Source organism: Streptomyces sp. NPDC020917, from assembly GCF_044333795.1.
In the GTDB taxonomy this organism is placed as follows: Bacteria; Actinomycetota; Actinomycetes; order Streptomycetales; family Streptomycetaceae; genus Actinacidiphila.
Genome location: NZ_JBIRRR010000002.1, coordinates 109,733 through 125,155, shown reverse-complemented (window position 1 = coordinate 125,155; position 15,423 = coordinate 109,733). Strand labels below are relative to the sequence as shown.

The 15,423-nt window shown below is 75.8% G+C and carries 13 protein-coding genes; 12 read left to right on the top strand and 1 reads right to left on the bottom strand.

Annotated features, from left to right (window positions below):
- Nucleotides 1–28: 28 nt before the first annotated feature.
- The gene (locus tag ACH4TG_RS04480) at nucleotides 29–511 is read right to left on the bottom strand and encodes an Lrp/AsnC family transcriptional regulator (RefSeq protein ID WP_398240657.1); all 483 of its coding nucleotides are present in this window, start codon (nucleotides 509–511) and stop codon (nucleotides 29–31) included.
- A gap of 180 nt (nucleotides 512–691) precedes the next feature.
- Here ACH4TG_RS04480 and pdhA point away from each other — a divergent pair, with 180 nt between their 5' ends.
- From pdhA to ACH4TG_RS04420, 12 genes are all read left to right on the top strand, one after another.
- Nucleotides 692–1,792 carry a pyruvate dehydrogenase (acetyl-transferring) E1 component subunit alpha gene (gene pdhA / locus ACH4TG_RS04475; protein WP_398240656.1) on the top strand — a complete coding sequence of 367 codons (1,101 nt, stop codon included), beginning with the start codon at nucleotides 692–694 and terminating at the stop codon, nucleotides 1,790–1,792.
- Entirely contained in the window at nucleotides 1,789–2,820 is a 1,032-nt protein-coding gene (locus tag ACH4TG_RS04470) for an alpha-ketoacid dehydrogenase subunit beta (protein ID WP_398240655.1), read from the top strand. Before pdhA ends, ACH4TG_RS04470 begins: the two co-directional genes overlap by 4 nt.
- Nucleotides 2,820–4,271 carry a dihydrolipoamide acetyltransferase family protein gene (locus ACH4TG_RS04465; protein ID WP_398240654.1) on the top strand — a complete coding sequence of 484 codons (1,452 nt, stop codon included), beginning with the start codon at nucleotides 2,820–2,822 and terminating at the stop codon, nucleotides 4,269–4,271. Before ACH4TG_RS04470 ends, ACH4TG_RS04465 begins: the two co-directional genes overlap by 1 nt.
- A 302-nt stretch (nucleotides 4,272–4,573) precedes the next feature.
- Nucleotides 4,574–5,317, top strand: a complete 744-nt coding sequence (locus ACH4TG_RS04460; RefSeq protein WP_398240653.1) for a molybdenum cofactor guanylyltransferase — start codon at nucleotides 4,574–4,576, stop codon at nucleotides 5,315–5,317.
- Nucleotides 5,318–5,358: 41 nt separating this feature from the next.
- Nucleotides 5,359–5,637 carry a DUF6457 domain-containing protein gene (locus tag ACH4TG_RS04455; protein WP_398240652.1) on the top strand — a complete coding sequence of 93 codons (279 nt, stop codon included), beginning with the start codon at nucleotides 5,359–5,361 and terminating at the stop codon, nucleotides 5,635–5,637.
- Nucleotides 5,634–7,724, top strand: a complete 2,091-nt coding sequence (locus ACH4TG_RS04450) for a molybdopterin-binding protein (protein ID WP_398240651.1) — start codon at nucleotides 5,634–5,636, stop codon at nucleotides 7,722–7,724. Before ACH4TG_RS04455 ends, ACH4TG_RS04450 begins: the two co-directional genes overlap by 4 nt.
- A 331-nt stretch (nucleotides 7,725–8,055) precedes the next feature.
- Nucleotides 8,056–8,262 carry a DUF2191 domain-containing protein gene (locus tag ACH4TG_RS04445; RefSeq protein WP_398240650.1) on the top strand — a complete coding sequence of 69 codons (207 nt, stop codon included), beginning with the start codon at nucleotides 8,056–8,058 and terminating at the stop codon, nucleotides 8,260–8,262.
- Between the two features lie 163 nt (nucleotides 8,263–8,425).
- Nucleotides 8,426–9,382 (top strand): NAD(P)H-quinone oxidoreductase, encoded by a 957-nt coding sequence (locus ACH4TG_RS04440; protein WP_398240649.1) that lies wholly within the window; start codon nucleotides 8,426–8,428, stop codon nucleotides 9,380–9,382.
- Nucleotides 9,383–10,358: 976 nt separating this feature from the next.
- On the top strand, nucleotides 10,359–10,640 hold the full coding sequence (locus ACH4TG_RS04435; protein ID WP_398240648.1) for a hypothetical protein: 282 nt from the start codon (nucleotides 10,359–10,361) through the stop codon (nucleotides 10,638–10,640).
- 121 nt (nucleotides 10,641–10,761) lie between these two features.
- The gene (locus ACH4TG_RS04430) at nucleotides 10,762–11,415 is read left to right on the top strand and encodes a PadR family transcriptional regulator (RefSeq protein WP_398240647.1); all 654 of its coding nucleotides are present in this window, start codon (nucleotides 10,762–10,764) and stop codon (nucleotides 11,413–11,415) included.
- Between the two features lie 348 nt (nucleotides 11,416–11,763).
- Nucleotides 11,764–12,525, top strand: coding sequence for an ABC transporter ATP-binding protein (locus ACH4TG_RS04425; protein WP_398241176.1), 762 nt, complete (start codon nucleotides 11,764–11,766; stop codon nucleotides 12,523–12,525).
- Complete coding sequence (locus tag ACH4TG_RS04420) at nucleotides 12,522–15,410, top strand: FtsX-like permease family protein (protein ID WP_398240646.1); 2,889 nt, start codon at nucleotides 12,522–12,524, stop codon at nucleotides 15,408–15,410. Before ACH4TG_RS04425 ends, ACH4TG_RS04420 begins: the two co-directional genes overlap by 4 nt.
- The last annotated feature ends 13 nt before the right edge of the window (nucleotides 15,411–15,423 follow it).

Here is a 15,423-nt window from a genome sequence, read left to right as displayed (position 1 = left end):
GCCGGCGCGGCGTGCCCCGAACGGCGGGTCAGTCGCCCACCACCAGGTCCGTCTCCTCGAAGACCAGGAGCGTGCGGCTGCTCAGCACCTCCTCGATGGCCTGGAGCCGGGTCAGGACCAGTTCGCGCAGGCTGCGGTTGTCGACGGTGTGCACCAGCAGCAGTACGTCGAAGTCACCGCTGACCAGCGCGATGTGCACGACGCCCGGGAGGGTGACCAGCTTCTCGCGGACGGTCCGCCAGGAGTTCTGGACGATCTTGAGCGTGATGTACGCCGACGCGCCGTGACCCGCCCGCTCGTGGTCCACTCGAGCCGTGAAGCCTCGGATCACCCCGTCCTCGATGAGCCGGTTGATGCGGGCGTACGCGTTGGCCCGCGACACGTGCACGCGCTCCGCGACCGAGCGTATCGACGCCCGTCCGTCCTCCTGGAGCAGGCGCAGGATCGTGCGATCGATCGGGTCCAGAGGTCGGACCGTCGGTTCCTCTTCGGCCATCTGTTCTCTCGCCATCCCCCCGGGGCTCCCTACCATGGACGTACTGGCTCCATCTCAGGCTGTGCAGAACCGTTTGTCCACAGGCAGAACGACCCCGTAGCCAAAATGCCTCCGGCGACCGAACAATCGGTTGGGAGAGCGAGACCCGCTCCCGCCCGACCTGTTTCGGTCACCGATCACAAGGAGGTGCTCGCGATGACCGTGCTGGACACCCCTGCCTGGCGCCCCCGCACCGACGCCGCGCCGCTGCTGCCCGACCCCGAGCCGCACCGGCTGCTGGGCACCCCCGAGGCCGGCGAGCTCGACCCCGCCCTGCTCAGGGCGCTGTACGGGCAGCTCGTCCGCGGACGCCGCTACAACGCGCAGGCCACCGCGCTCACCAAGCAGGGCCGCCTGGCCGTCTACCCGTCGAGCACCGGCCAGGAGGCGTGCGAGGTCGCCGCCGCCCTGGCGCTGCAGCCGCAGGACTGGCTGTTCCCCAGCTACCGCGACACCCTCGCCGTCGTCGCCCGCGGCGTCGACCCGGTCGAGGCGCTGACGCTGCTGCGAGGCGACTGGCACACCGGATACGACCCGCACACCCACCGCGTGGCGCCGCTGAGCACCCCGCTGGCCACCCAGCTGCCGCACGCCGTCGGCCTCGCGCACGCCGCGCGGCTCAGCGGCGACGACGTGGTGGCCCTGGCCATGGTCGGCGACGGCGGCACCAGCGAGGGCGACTTCCACGAGGCCATGAACTTCGCGGCGGTCTGGCAGGCCCCGGTGGTCTTCCTGGTCCAGAACAACGGCTTCGCCATCTCCGTGCCCCTCGCCAAGCAGACCGCCGCCCCCACGATCGCCCACAAGGCCGTCGGATACGGCATGCCCGGCCGGCTGGTCGACGGCAACGACGCCGCCGCCATGCACCAGGTCCTGACCGAGGCCGTCGAGCGCGCCCGCGCCGGCGGCGGCCCCACCCTCGTCGAGGCCGTCACCTACCGCATCGAGGCCCACACCAACGCCGACGACGCCACCCGCTACCGCGACGACACCGAGGTCGCCGCATGGCGCGAACACGACCCCATCGCCCTGCTCGAACGCGAACTGACCTCCCGCGGCCTGCTCGACGACGCCCTGCGGACCGGCACGGCCGCCGACGCCGAGGAGATGGCCGCGTCCCTGCGTGAACGCATGCACAGCGAACCGCAGCTGGACCCCATGGACCTGTTCGCCCACGTCTACGCCGAGCCGACCCAGCAACTGCGCGAGCAGCAGGCCCAGCTGCAGGCCGAACTCGAAGCGGAGCGGCAGTCATGACCACCGCCACCCACGAGGCCGGGCGCACCGGCACGGCCGCCCGCAAGCCCGCCACCATGGCGCAGGCGCTCAACCAGGCGCTGCGCGACGCGTTGGCAAGCGACCCGGCCGTGCACGTCCTTGGCGAGGACGTCGGCACCCTCGGCGGCGTCTTCCGGATCACCGACGGGCTCACCAAGGAGTTCGGCGAGGACCGCTGCACCGACACCCCCCTCGCCGAGGCCGGCATCCTCGGCACGGCGGTCGGCATGGCGATGTACGGGCTGCGGCCCGTGGTGGAGATGCAGTTCGACGCCTTCGCCTACCCGGCGTTCGAGCAGCTCGTCAGCCACGTGGCCCGGATGCGCAACCGCACCCGCGGCACCATGCCGCTGCCGCTGACCATCCGCATCCCCTACGGCGGCGGCATCGGCGGCGTCGAGCACCACAGCGACTCCTCCGAGGCGTACTACCTGCACACCCCCGGCCTCCACGTGGTCACCCCCGCGACCGTCGAGGACGCCTACGGGCTGCTGCGGGCCGCCATCGCCTCCAACGACCCGGTGGTGTTCCTGGAACCCAAGCGCCTGTACTGGTCCAAGGCGCAGTGGTCGCCGCAGGCGCCCAGCGAGGTCGCGCCGATCGGCCGGGCCGTGGTGCGGCGCCCCGGCCGCACCGCCACGCTCATCACCTACGGACCCTCGCTGCCCGTGTGCCTGGAGGCGGCCGAGGCCGCCAAGGAGGAAGGCTGGGACCTGGGCGTCGTGGACCTGCGCAGCCTCGTGCCGTTCGACGAGGAGACCGTCGCGGCGGCGGTGCGCGGCACCGGACGCGCGGTCGTCGTCCACGAGTCCTCCGGGTTCGGCGGCGCCGGCGCCGAGATAGCCGCCCGGATCACCGAGCGGTGCTTCCACCACCTGGAGGCCCCGGTCCTGCGGGTCGCCGGGTTCGACATCCCCTACCCGCCGCCGATGCTGGAACGGCACCACCTGCCCGGAGTCGACCGGATCCTCGACGCGGTCGGCCGCCTGCAGTGGGAGGAAGGGTGATGGCGGTCGTCAAGGAGTTCACCCTGCCCGACCTGGGCGAGGGCCTGACCGAGGCCGAGATCGTCCGCTGGCTCGTCGAGGTCGGCGAGGTCGTCGCCATCGACCAGCCGGTCGTCGAGGTGGAGACCGCGAAGGCCGTGGTGGAGGTCCCCTGCCCCTACGGCGGCGTGGTCACCGCCCGCTTCGGCGAGGAGGGCGACAGCCTGGCGGTCGGACGGCCCCTGGTGACGGTGGCCGTCGGCTCGGGCGTCGGCGCAGGCCCGGACCTGGGCCCGGCCGACGGGTCCGCACCCGGCGGGGAGCCGGGAGCCGGCGAGGGCTCGGGGAACGTCCTGGTCGGCTACGGCACCGCCGCGGCGACCGCCCGGCGGCGCAACCGGGTCCGCGCGGTCAGCGCGGCGGCCGGCCACGCCGTGGCGGCACCTGCTGCCCCCGCCCCGGGCGCCACCGCCCTCGCACCCGCACCGGCCGCGCCGGAGCCCGCGGCCGCCCCGGCGCCCGTACCGGCCGCCCCGCAGGCGTCCGATGCCGGCCCCGTGGCGGTGATCTCGCCCCTGGTCCGGCGCCTGGCCCGCGAGAACGGCCTGGACCTGCGGGCACTGGCCGGATCCGGCCCCGAGGGGCTGATCCTGCGCGCCGACGTCGAGCGCGCGCTGGCCGGCGACACCACCCTCGCACCGGCCGCGGCTCCCGCGGCGACGGCCCCGGGCACCGCGGCGCCTCAGGTGGCGGGCGCGGGCGCCGACCGTGGCGTCGAGCGCATCGCCCTGCGCGGCATACGCGGCGCCGTCGCCGAGAAGCTGACGCGCAGCCGCCGGGAGATCCCGGACGCCACCTGCTGGGTCGACGCGGACGCCACCGAACTGCTCGCCACCCGGGCCGCGATGAACACCGCCCTCTCGGCGGCCGGCGGCGCCACGATCCCCGTCCTCGCGCTGTTCGCCCGCATCGTGACGGCGGCCCTGGCCCGCCACCCCGAGCTGAACGCCACGGTGGACACCGCCCGCAGCGAGATCGTGCGGCTGCCCGCCGTGCACCTCGGCTTCGCCGCGCAGACCGACCGCGGCCTGGTCGTGCCCGTCGTCCGCGACGCGCACGCCAGGACCACGGCAGGGCTGGCGGCGGAGATCCGCCGCCTCACGGACGCGGCCCGCGGCGGCACACTGACCCCCGCCGACCTGACGGGCGGCACGTTCACCCTCAACAACTACGGGGTGTTCGGGGTCGACGGCTCGACGCCGATCATCAACCACCCCGAGGCGGCGATGCTCGGCGTCGGCAGGATCACCCCCAAACCCTGGGTGCACCAAGGGGAGCTGGCGGTCCGGCAGGTCGTCCAGCTGTCGTTCACCTTCGACCACCGGGTGTGCGACGGCGGTACGGCGGGCGGCTTCCTGCGGTTCGTCGCCGACTGCGTGGAGAACCCGGCGGTGCTCCTCGCCACGGTGTGACATCACGGCGGCGTCTTGCGTGAGGCGCCGCCTTTCCACCGGCAAAGGGCGCGGAGGGCGTTCCGCGCCGGGTGCGGTGCCGGACCTCCTGCTCCCGCGTGCTGCCGGAAGGTGCGGACACCGGAGGCGCGGGCCACCGGTCCCCGGCGGTGCCGGCGGGAACCGACCGGCTGGTGACGCCCCTCGGTGCATCGTTCCCGGCCACCGCGGTGCGGGTCGTCCGCGGCACCTCACCGCGGCGAGCGGCCGACGGTGAGCGGCAGGGGACCGCACGGCAACGCGGCGGAGGCATACTCGCGGGCATGACGAGGAGCTACGACGCGCTGGTGCTGGCAGGCGGCGCCGCCCGGCGGCTCGGCGGAACCGACAAGCCCGCCCTGGCCGTCGGCGGTCTCATGCTGCTCGACCGTGTACTGGCCGCCTGCGCCGACGCCCGCACCACCGTCGTCGTCGGCCCGCGCCGGCCCACCGCCCGGCCGGTGCGATGGACCCGCGAGGAGCCGGCGGGCGGCGGCCCGCTGCCCGCACTCGCCGCCGGGCTGGCCGCACTCGACGCGGCGCACGCAGCCCCGGGCCGGCCCGGCACACAAGGGCAGCACGGCACCCTCGTCCCGCACGCCGCGCCCGGCCTCGACAACACCGGCCTCGATGGCGGCACCGGCCTCGACAGCCCAGTCCTCGACGGCACAGTCCACGACGGCGGCATCGTCCTCGTCCTCGCCGCCGACCTGCCCTTCCTCACCGCCGCGACCACCGGCGCCCTGGCCGACGCCCTCACCGGCGACCGGGAAGGCGTGCTCCTCACCGACGCCGGCGGGCGCGACCAGCCGCTGGCTGCCGCCTACCGCAGCGAGCCGCTGCGCCGCGAACTCGCCCTGCTCAGAGCCGAACACGGCCACCTGACCGGTCTGCCGCTGCGCCTGCTGACCGGCGAACTCGCCCTCCACCGCATCGCCGATCCGACCGGGGACGCGTCGTTCGACTGCGACACCTGGGAGGACGTGGCCGTCGCCCGCGCCCGGCTGGACGGTGGAACCCCGGAGTGAGCCTCTCCACCTCAAGGGCACCGATCGGCGACCATAGGCATGTGTTGGACGAATGGATCGCAGCAGCCAAGACCGAACTGGGCATCGACCTCGATGTGGACACCCGCGTCCTGCTCGACCTGGCCCGTGACGCCGCGCACGGCGTCGCCCGCCCGGCGGCGCCGCTGACCACGTTCCTCGTCGGGTACGCGGCCGCGCACGCGGGCGGCGGCCCGGACGCCGTGAGGGAAGCGGCCGCCAAGGCCGCCGCCCTCGCGCAGCGCTGGGCCGACGAGCAGGCCGACGCACCGTCATCCGGCACAGCGGACAGCGCCGGATGACCCCGCCCGGCGGCGACGCGGCCGACCGCGCACTCGACGACGCCCTCGCGCTGGCCAACGAACCGCGCGCAGGCGCCGGACCCGCCGGGCCACCGGCGAACGACCCGCTGGCCGTCGCCCTCGGCCACGAGCCCGGCACCCGCACCCCGCAGCCCGGCGCCCGCACTCCGCAGCCCGGCGCCCGGACTCCGCAGGACGGCGCCCGCCGCCCGGCCGCACACCCCCCGGCCACCAGGCCCGCGCCCATGCCCCGGCCCGGGACCGGCCGCCCCGCCACCGATCCCCTCACCGTGGCCTTCGGCGACGACCAGTCCGAGCCCCAGAGCGCCGCCGCCCGGAACGCCTCCCTCCCCGCAAGGCCCGCCGCGGGCGACGCATCGCGCGGGTCCGGCAGCAGGCGCCCGGGCGGGGATCCGCTGGCCGTACTGTTCGGGAACGGCGCGGACGACGATCCGGGCGTCCGCCAGGCGAGGCCGGTCGCCGAGCGCGACCAGGCGCCGGCTACCCCGCGGCAGGAGGAGCGCGGCGGTGCGGTGCCCTTGCCCGCTTCACCTGCTCAACCGCCCCCACCCGCCGAGCCGTCCGCGCCCCTCGATGCCTTCCGGCCCTCCCCGTCCGGCCGCGGACGGACGTCCGGCCCGTGGGCGCCGGCCGACCCCGTCGACGTGGCCCTGTCCCTCGGCGACGAAGAGCACGGCGCCCGGCGGGCCTCCCGCGCGTCGCACGCCACTCCCCCGCCGGGTTCGGCGCCCGACCCGTCGCACGGCTCGCGCGCCGGTACGCCCTCGACACCGCCCGGCACCGGAGTGGCCCGGCCGGACGACGGGCGGGACGGACGCGGGACGCGGGAAGGGCAGGCCCACCCCGCGATCCCGTGGCCCAAGGCCCGGCGTATCGCCCGCCAGTCCGGACGGCGGCTGGCCGCCCGGGCGACGCCGCTGGGGGACCAGGCGCTGGGCACGGCCCTCGCCCGGAGCCTGGTCGCGCTCACCGACCTGCCCTCCTTCGACTCCTCCGCCATGGACGGCTGGGCGGTGGCCGGGGAAGGCCCCTGGCTCGTCAAGGGCCAGTTGCTCGCCGGCCAGCGGCCCCCCGGCGCCCTCCACGGCGGGCACGCCGTCCGGGTCGCCACCGGCTCCGCGCTGCCGGCCGGCACCACCGCCGTCCTGCGCAGCGAGCACGGCCGCACCGAGGAGCGCACCGACGGGGCCTGGCTCGTGGTGCGGGCCCCGCACCTCGCCCCCGTCCCCGGCCAGGAGATCCGGCGCCGCGGTCAGGAATGCCGCAGCGGCGACGAACTCCTGCGCGCCGGAACCCTGGTGACCCCCACGGTGCTCGGCCTCGCCGCCGCCGCGGGATACGACGAACTCACCGTCACCGCCCGCCCCCGCGTCGAGGTCCTGGTACTCGGCGACGAACTGCTCGACCAGGGCCTGCCGCGCTCCGGGCAGGTACGCGACGCGCTCGGCCCCATGCTGCCGTCGTGGCTGCGCGCTCTCGGCGCCGAGGTGAGCGCCGTCCGGCGCCTGGTGGACGACGCGAACGCGCTGCACGACGCGGTCACCTCAAGCCGCGCCGACGTCATCGTCACCACCGGCGGCACCGCGGGCGGCCCCGTCGACCACGTCCACCCCGTCCTGGCCGCGATCGGCGCGCGGCTGCTGGTCGACGGCGTCGCCGTACGCCCCGGGCACCCGATGCTGCTGGCCGCGCTGCCGCCCGGCATCCCCGCAGGCGGCGGGCACCTCGTCGGACTGCCCGGCAACCCGCTCGCCGCCGCCTCGGGGATGCTCACCCTCGTCGCCCCCCTACTGCGCACGCTCGGCGGCCGTCCCGTCCCCGCGCCGTACGCCGCTCCGCTCACCGAGGACGTGCAGGGGCATCCGAGCGACACCCGGCTCGTGCCCGTGGTCTTCGACGACGAGTCCGCGGCCCGGCCGCTGCACTTCGCCGGCCCGGCGATGCTGCGGGGGCTGGCCGCCGCCGACGGCATGGCCGTCATCCCGCCCGGCGGTGCGCGCGCCGGTGACGAGACGGCCGTGCTGGACACCGGGGCGCTCGGCCCGGCCTGGGGGAGCGGCGCCTGAACGCCGACCGGCCGTCGCCGTGCATCGGGGGCCGGTTGCCGGTGGGAGACACGGGCCTGTCCGGGGCGCGGGCCGGCCTGCGGATCGGCGCGCGAGCCGGGCCGTGAGCAGGCCCGCGAACATGCCACGGGCCGGCCGCGAACGTGCCACGGGCCGGCCTGCGAACCGGCCTGGACACCCGCCCGCGAGCCGGCCGGCGCACAGTGCTCGTTGCCGCCTGCGAAGACGGTTCGGCCTCCCGGCCCCGCGCCCCGCCCGTATTGCCTAGCCTTGACCTTGAGTCGGCACCGCCCGCCCGACAACGAGCCCGCACCGCCGCAGAGGAGACGCCATGGCCGCCCGGGTCAACGTCAGCATCGACGCGCACCTCGCCATCGAGGTCATGCTCCTGACCGGCACCAGGAACCCGCAGGACGCGGTCGAGCTGATCGTCCGCGACTACCTGGAGCGCGCCCAGCGCACCGAGTCGCGCACCGGCGACCCCGACGATGGCAGGCGTACCGGCGACCTCCAGCCGTACCAGCCGCCGGAGGGCTGACCCCGGGCCTCACCGCCCTACCCACCGGCCCGAGGACGCCGCCCCGGCCCCGACCCGCACCGACCGGCACGGACCGGCACGGACCCGCGCCGACCGGCACCGCCTCACGTCCCACCGGTGCCGTCCCCCGGGCGCGCAACCGCGCCGGAGTAGCCTCGCCGGCATGTACGCCATCACGATTCCGCAGCCCGGCGGGCCGGAAGCGCTCATCTGGACCGAGGTGCCCGATCCCGTCGCCGGCGAGGGCGAGGTGGTCGTCGAGGTGGCGGCCACCGCCGTCAACCGGGCCGACCTGCTCCAGCGCCAGGGCTTCTACGACCCGCCGCCCGGCGCCTCCCCGTACCCCGGACTCGAATGCTCGGGCCGGATCGTCGAGATCGGGACCGGCGTCTCCGGCTGGAACGTCGGCGACGAGGTCTGCGCCCTGCTGGCCGGCGGCGGCTACGCGCAGAAGGTGGCCGTCCCCGCCGGCCAACTCCTCCCCGTGCCCAAGGGAGTCGACCTGGTCGCCGCCGCGGCGCTGCCGGAGGTGGCCTGCACCGTCTGGTCGAACGTCTTCATGGTCGCCCACCTGCTGCCCGGCGAGACGCTGCTGGTGCACGGCGGATCCAGCGGCATCGGCACGATGGCCGTGCAGCTCGGCAAGGCGGTCGGCGCGAAGGTCGCGGTCACCGCGGGCACCGCCGCCAAGCTGGAGGCGTGCCGCGAACTCGGCGCGGACATCCTGGTCAACTACCACGACGAGGACTTCGTCGCCGCCGTCACCCCCGACGTCATCCTCGACATCATCGGCGCCAAGTACCTGCAGCGGAACGTCGACGCCCTCGCGGTCAACGGCCGCCTGGTCATCATCGGCCTCCAGGGCGGCCTCACCGGCGAACTCAACCTGGGCACGCTGCTGTCCAAGCGGGCCGCCGTCGCCGCCACCTCGCTGCGCCCGCGCCCGCTGGAGGAGAAGGCCGCGATCGTCGCGGCCGTCCGCGAACACGTCTGGCCGCTGATCGAGGCCGGTGTGGTGCGGCCGGTCGTCGACCGCGTCATGCCGATCGCCGAGGCCGGCGAGGCGCACCGCGTCATCGAGGCGAGCACGCATGTGGGCAAGGTGCTGCTCACGGTCTGAACCGCACCGGTCGAACCGCGGCAGTGGCTGAACATGCATCGTGTGAACGCGGTGAGGCCGGACCGCGGCACGGGCTGAGCGTGGACCGTACGAACGGGCTCGGGCCGAACCGCGGCACGGGCTGAGTGTGCACCGTACGAATGCGCTGGGCCGGACCGCGGCACGGGTTGAAGTGTCCAGCCACCGCCGGGCTGCCGGACCGCCGGACCGCCGAACCGCCGATCACCACGACCGCACGCGCACCTGACCCCCACAAGCCCGCCCGGCCCCGCAAGCCCTCCCGGCGGCCCGGCCCTGCGGCCGGCGCCGCCGCCGCGCTCCACTCCGATCCGCGCGCCCCTTGGGCCATCTGGCGCCCGGGATGCCGGAATTGCCCCCGCGTGTGAGGCTGAATCGACACCGGGTTCCGGCGGAAGGCGGAGGCGTGCGACGGGCAGCGGGCGGCGGTCGGGGCGCGAAGCGGTCCGCCGTACGGCCCGCGGAACGCGGCGCCGCCGGGACGACACTGCGCGCGGGGGTCCGCGCCTCCGCGCTCTCGCTGGTGGCCGGGGCCTTTCTGCTGCTGGGCGGTGTTCCCGCCGGTGCGGCGCAGCGCCCGCCCTCTCCCTCCGGCGCGGCCCAACTCCCGCACCCCGGTGGGCCTCTCCAACTCCCGCCCGGCCTCGACGGGGGACCGCCACTGCACGTGCCGACGCCGTCGCCCCCGCCGAACGCCGGCCGTCCGTCGCTACCCGCGGGGCGGCCGCCGGGGCCGGGTCCCGTGCTGGGGGCTCCCCCCTCCCCCTCCCGCCCCACCCACCCCGCCTCCCCTCCTCCCGCGCGTCCTTCGGCCGCGGTGCCGGAGCCCGGGCCGGTGCGGCCGGGGACGTCCGCCGGCGGAGGGCCGTCGCAGGGCGCGCCGCGGCCGACGGCGGTGGCTCCCACCGCGAGTCCGCCGAAGCCGCCGGCGCCCGCGGCCGGTCCGTCGGCGTCCGCGGTGGCGCCGCCCGGTCGCCGTCCGGGCCGTGACGGTTCGCTGTTCGAACGGCCGTACCGGCCCGGCAGCGGCGGCTCCGTGACGGCGCTGCCGCAGGTGCCCGCCGAGACGGCGCCGCTGCCGGCCGACTCGCCGGCCGCGGCGCCGTCGGTGCAGCACGATCAGGACTCGGACTCGGTGTACGGGTCGGCGCGGCGGGCGATGCGGGTCCTGCCGCTCGGTGCCGGGCTTGCGCTGGTCGGACTCGGACTGGGCTTTCTCGGACTGCGGTTGAGACGGTGATTGCCGGCCGCGGGCCGGTTCATGCGCGCCGCCGGAATCGATCACTCGTTCGTGTGAAAGGTGAGGTCGGAGGGTCTGCGGGCCTTGATGCGTCCGGCCATACTCGGTATACATACTCAGTATGTCGATCCGTCACGGCCTGCTGGCCCTCCTCGAACTGGGGCCGCGCTACGGCTACCAGCTCCGCACCGAGTTCGAGTCGCGCACTGGTTCCACCTGGCCGCTGAACGTCGGTCAGGTGTACACGACGCTCGCCCGCCTGGAGCGGGACGGCCTCGTGGTGCCCGCGGGTGAGGACGAGGGCGGGCACGCGCTGTACGCGATCACCGACGACGGGCGCTCGGAGCTGCGGCACTGGTACGCCAGTCCCGTGGACCGGGCGAGCCCGCCGCGCAACGAGCTGGCGATCAAGCTGGCCATGGCCGTCGGCGCGCCCGATGTGGACGTGCGGGCGGTCATCCAGGCGCAGCGGATGCACACCATCAAGGCCATGCAGGACTACACGCGCCTGAAGGCCCAGGCGCTGGAGGCGGTCACGCGGGGGGAGTCCGTCCCCGATGCCGACGACGTGGCCTGGCAGCTCGTCCTGGACCAGCTGATCTTCCAGGCCGAGGCCGAGGCGCGCTGGCTGGACCACTGCGAGACCCGGCTGGCCCGGCTCGCGGCGTCGGGTCCGGCGCGGGTGGCCCCGCCGCCGGACGCTCCCGCGGAACCGCCGTCCGGTGCGGCTCGCCGGGAGGCCGGATCGGCGAGCAGGACGGGCCGGAGGCGCTGAGGGGCGCCGCCGCCGAGGAGCTGCCCGGGCGGCTGACCACCGCCCGGGCACGGAAGACGAGAGGGGGCGCCGGCCGGCGAGTGCCGGCAGGTGGCCGGGGCTCACCCGGCTCACGGCCACCGGCGCCACGGAGTTCACGACCCAGGGGGAGCAGTACCGATGTCCAGCACGAGCACACCGTCCGACCAGCCCGACCAGCCCGATCCGCGCAGGAGGCCCGGCCGGTTCCGAAAGACCGAGCGGCCCGATGCGGTCGGCCGGCCCGCGTCACCGGCGGTACCGGCGCCGTCCACACCGTCCACACCGTCCTCGCCGTCCTCGCCGGCCGCGTCCGGTTCACCGGCGTCGCTGCCCTTGTCGTCCTCGCCGCCGTCCGCGGCGACGGCGGCCCGGCCGGTGCTCCGGTTGGAGGAGCTGACCCGGGTGCACGGCAGCGGGGCCACCGAGGTGCACGCGCTGCGCGGGGTGGATCTCGACGTGTTCCCCGGTGAACTCGTCGCGGTGATGGGCCCGTCGGGTTCGGGCAAGTCGACGCTGCTGACGATCGCGGGCGGGCTGGACCTGCCGACGTCGGGCCGGGTGCTGGTCGAGGGCACGGATCTGACGACGGCGAGCCGCAAGGAGCTGGCCGCGCTGCGGCGGCGCAGCATCGGCTACGTCTTCCAGGACTACAACCTGATCCCGGCGCTGACCGCCGCGGAGAACGTGGCACTCCCCCGCGAGCTGGACGGCGTCCCGGCGCGCCGGGCCCGCAAGGAGGCGCTGGCCGCGCTGGAGGAGATGGGCCTGGGGCACCTCGCGGACCGGTTCCCCGACGAGGTGTCGGGCGGGCAGCAGCAGCGGGTGGCGATCGCCCGGGCGCTGGTGGGGGACCGGCGGCTGGTGCTGGCCGACGAGCCGACGGGCGCGCTGGACTCGGAGACCGGCGAGGCGGTGCTGGCGCTGCTGCGGTCGCGGTGCGACGCGGGTGCGGCCGGGGTGCTGGTGACGCATGAGCCGCGGTTCGCCGCGTGGGCGGACCGGGTGGTGTTCCTGCGGGACGGGTCGGTCGTCGACATGACGCTGCGGTCGTCGGCGGAGTCGCTGCTGACCGGTGGTGCGGCGTCATGATCGGGCGGCCGGGGCGTATGGAGGCGGGCCGCTTCCATGCGTGGCGGGCGGCGATCCGGATCGCGCGGCGGGACGCGTGGCGGTCCAAGGGCCGCAGTGCGCTGGTGCTGGCGATGATCGCGCTGCCGATCGTGGGGGTGAGCGCGGCCGACATCACCGTCCGCAGCGCGCAGTTGACGAAGCAGCAGCGGATCACCCGGGACATCGGTGCCGCGGACGCCCGGGTGACCGGCGGCGGGATGGGGCATCAGCCGCTGCTGCAGTCCCCGGTGGACGGGTCGGCGGTCCCGGCGGACCGGAAGGCCGCCGAGGACGGCGGGTCGGCGCCGCAGGACGGGCAGGACGACGTGGTCGATCCGCGGGTGGCGTTGCCGCCGGGTGCGCGCTGGATCAGCGACCAGCAGACGTACGCGCGGATCAGGACGCCGTCGGGGCTGCTGGACACCGAGGTGCGGGAGCTGAAGGCGGACGACCCGATCGCGAAGGGGCTGCTGGATCTGTACCGGGGGCGGTTCCCGGCCGCGCAGGACGAGGTGATCGCGACCAGGTCGTTCCTGAAGTCCAGCGGCCTGCACGTGGGTTCGGTGCTGCGGGCGCGGGGCTTCGACCGCGCGTACCGGATCGTGGGGTCGTACGAGTTGCCGGACCTGCTGCAGGCCGAGCAGGTGACGGCGCTGCCGGGGGCGTTCATCGCGGCGTACACGAGCGCGATGAAGGCGTCGGGCGGGCTGTACGACCACGGGGGCCTCTCGCCCTCGTATCTGGTGTCGGTGCCGGGCGGTTTCTCCTGGCCGATGGTGGAGCACGCCAACTCCCTGGGCGTTGTGGTGGATTCGCGTCAGGTGATGCTGCATCCGCCGGCGGACGCGGACGTGCCGTTCTACCGGGTGGTGGGGTTGCCGGGCAGCGGCGCGCAGGGCGGGGTGCGTCAGGCGGAGGCGTTCGCGGCGCCGGCGACGGTGGGCGGCCTGGCGATCCTCGAGGTGTGCCTGCTGGCGGGTCCGGCGTTCGCGGTGGGGGCGCGGCGTTCGCGCCGGCAGCTGGGCCTGGTCGGGGCGAACGGCGGTGACCGCCGGCACATCCGGGCGATCGTCCTCTCCGGCGGGCTGGTCATCGGGATGGTGGCGGCGGTGGTGGGCACGCTGCTGGGCCTGTCGTTGACGGTGCTGCTGCGCGGGGTGCTGGAGGAGTACGTGGGCAAGCGGTTCGGCGGGTTGACGCTGCGGCCGCTGGAGTTGCTGGCGATCGCCGGGCTCGCGGTGCTCACCGGGGTGCTGGCGGCGGTGGTGCCGGCGATCAACGCGTCGCGGCAGAGCGTGCTGTCGTCGCTGACCGGGCGGCGCGGGGTGCGGCAGGCGGGCCGGACGATGCCGGTGATCGGGCTGGGCGCGGTGTGCCTGGGCGGCGGCCTGGCGGTGGTCGGGTCGACGCGGTCCGACAGTGTCGTGGTGGTGGGTCTGGGCTCGGGCATCGCGGAGCTGGGCGTGGTGGCGCTGACGCCGGTGCTGGTCGGCGCGTTCGGCCGGCTGGGGCGGTGGCTGCCGACAGCGCCGCGGCTGGCGCTGCGGGACGCGGTGCGCAACCGGGGCCGTACGGCGCCGGCGGTGGCCGCGGTGCTGGCGGCGGTGGCGGGCTCGGTCGCGGTGGCCACGTTCGCGACGAGCCAGGACCGGCAGGACCGGGACGCGTACGAGGCGCGGGCGCCGCGTGGCGTGTACGCGGTCAGCAGCGGTGGGGACCAGGGCCGGGAGCTGGGTGCGGTGCGGGCGGCGGTGGAGAAGCGCTTCCCGGTGACGGGACGGGCGGACGTGTGGCGGCTGGTGTACGGCTCGAAGACGTGCGACCTGCACAGTGACGGCGCGGGCTGCGGCGGGTTCCAGCTGCGGGTGCCGGCGGCGAACCGGTGCCCGGCGGAGCGGGCGGACGACACGGCGCAGCTGAGCCTGGCGCAGCGCCGGTCGTTCGCGTCGGATTGGCGGTGCGCGGGGGACGGCGGGCAGGCGGCGATGGACACCGACGGCGGGGTGACGGTCGGCGGGCCCGCGGTGCTGCACGCGCTGGGGATCAGGGACGGTGCCGCGGAGCGGGCGCTGGCCCGGGGTGAGACGGTGCTGTTCGACCGGCGGTACGCCGACCACGGCTCGATCGGGCTGGTGCTGATCGGTGACATGGGCAAGCAGCCGGTGGCCGGCCCGGACGGCCCGTCCGGGCCGGTGCGCAGGGTGCCGGTGCACATGGCCGCGGAGGGCTCGCCGTACGGGCTGGTCGCGGTGATGCCGCGGCAGGCCGCGCAGGCGGCGGGGTTCCGCACGGTGCCGCTGGGCTCGTACTACACGACGTCGCGGATGCCGACGGGGGCGCAGCAGCAGGCGCTGACGGGTGATCTGGCGGAGTTCGGGTCGGACGCGCAGACGTATCTGGAGAAGGGCTTCCGGAGCAGCAAGAACCTGGTGCTGCTGGTGCTGTCGATCTTCGCGGGGCTGGTGACGGTGGGCGCCGCGGGCATCGCGACCGGGCTGGCGCAGGCCGATGCGGAGCCGGACCTGAAGACGCTGGCGGCGATAGGCGCCGCGCCGGGGGTCCGGCGCCGGCTGTCGGGCTTCCAGTGCGGGCTGATCGCGGCGATGGGCGTGGTGCTGGGGGCGGTGGCGGGGGTGCTGCCCGCGATCGGTCTGCGGCGGGCGCAGCTGCGGCAGGAGTGGAAGTCGTACCACGCGGCCGTCGACAGCGGCTGGGGTGCGGCGCTGGACGTGCCGCACGTGCCGGTGGTCGTGCCGTGGGGGACGCTGGCGGTGCTGCTGGTGGCGGTGCCGCTGGGGGCGGTGCTGCTGGCCGCGGCGGTGACCCGCAGCCGCCCGCAGCTGACCCGCCGCTCGGACGGTTAGCCGGGGTGCGGGA

What these genes read in the sequence shown, in the direction of transcription:
- ACH4TG_RS04480 (WP_398240657.1), bottom strand. Translation starts at nt 511, where the DNA reads ATGGCGAGAGAACAGATGGCCGAAGAGGAACCGACGGTCCGACCTCTG.
- pdhA (WP_398240656.1), top strand. Translation starts at nt 692, where the DNA reads ATGACCGTGCTGGACACCCCTGCCTGGCGCCCCCGCACCGACGCCGCG.
- ACH4TG_RS04470 (WP_398240655.1), top strand. Translation starts at nt 1,789, where the DNA reads ATGACCACCGCCACCCACGAGGCCGGGCGCACCGGCACGGCCGCCCGC.
- ACH4TG_RS04465 (WP_398240654.1), top strand. Translation starts at nt 2,820, where the DNA reads ATGGCGGTCGTCAAGGAGTTCACCCTGCCCGACCTGGGCGAGGGCCTG.
- ACH4TG_RS04460 (WP_398240653.1), top strand. Translation starts at nt 4,574, where the DNA reads ATGACGAGGAGCTACGACGCGCTGGTGCTGGCAGGCGGCGCCGCCCGG.
- ACH4TG_RS04450 (WP_398240651.1), top strand. Translation starts at nt 5,634, where the DNA reads ATGACCCCGCCCGGCGGCGACGCGGCCGACCGCGCACTCGACGACGCC.
- ACH4TG_RS04445 (WP_398240650.1), top strand. Translation starts at nt 8,056, where the DNA reads ATGGCCGCCCGGGTCAACGTCAGCATCGACGCGCACCTCGCCATCGAG.
- ACH4TG_RS04440 (WP_398240649.1), top strand. Translation starts at nt 8,426, where the DNA reads ATGTACGCCATCACGATTCCGCAGCCCGGCGGGCCGGAAGCGCTCATC.
- ACH4TG_RS04430 (WP_398240647.1), top strand. Translation starts at nt 10,762, where the DNA reads ATGTCGATCCGTCACGGCCTGCTGGCCCTCCTCGAACTGGGGCCGCGC.
- ACH4TG_RS04420 (WP_398240646.1), top strand. Translation starts at nt 12,522, where the DNA reads ATGATCGGGCGGCCGGGGCGTATGGAGGCGGGCCGCTTCCATGCGTGG.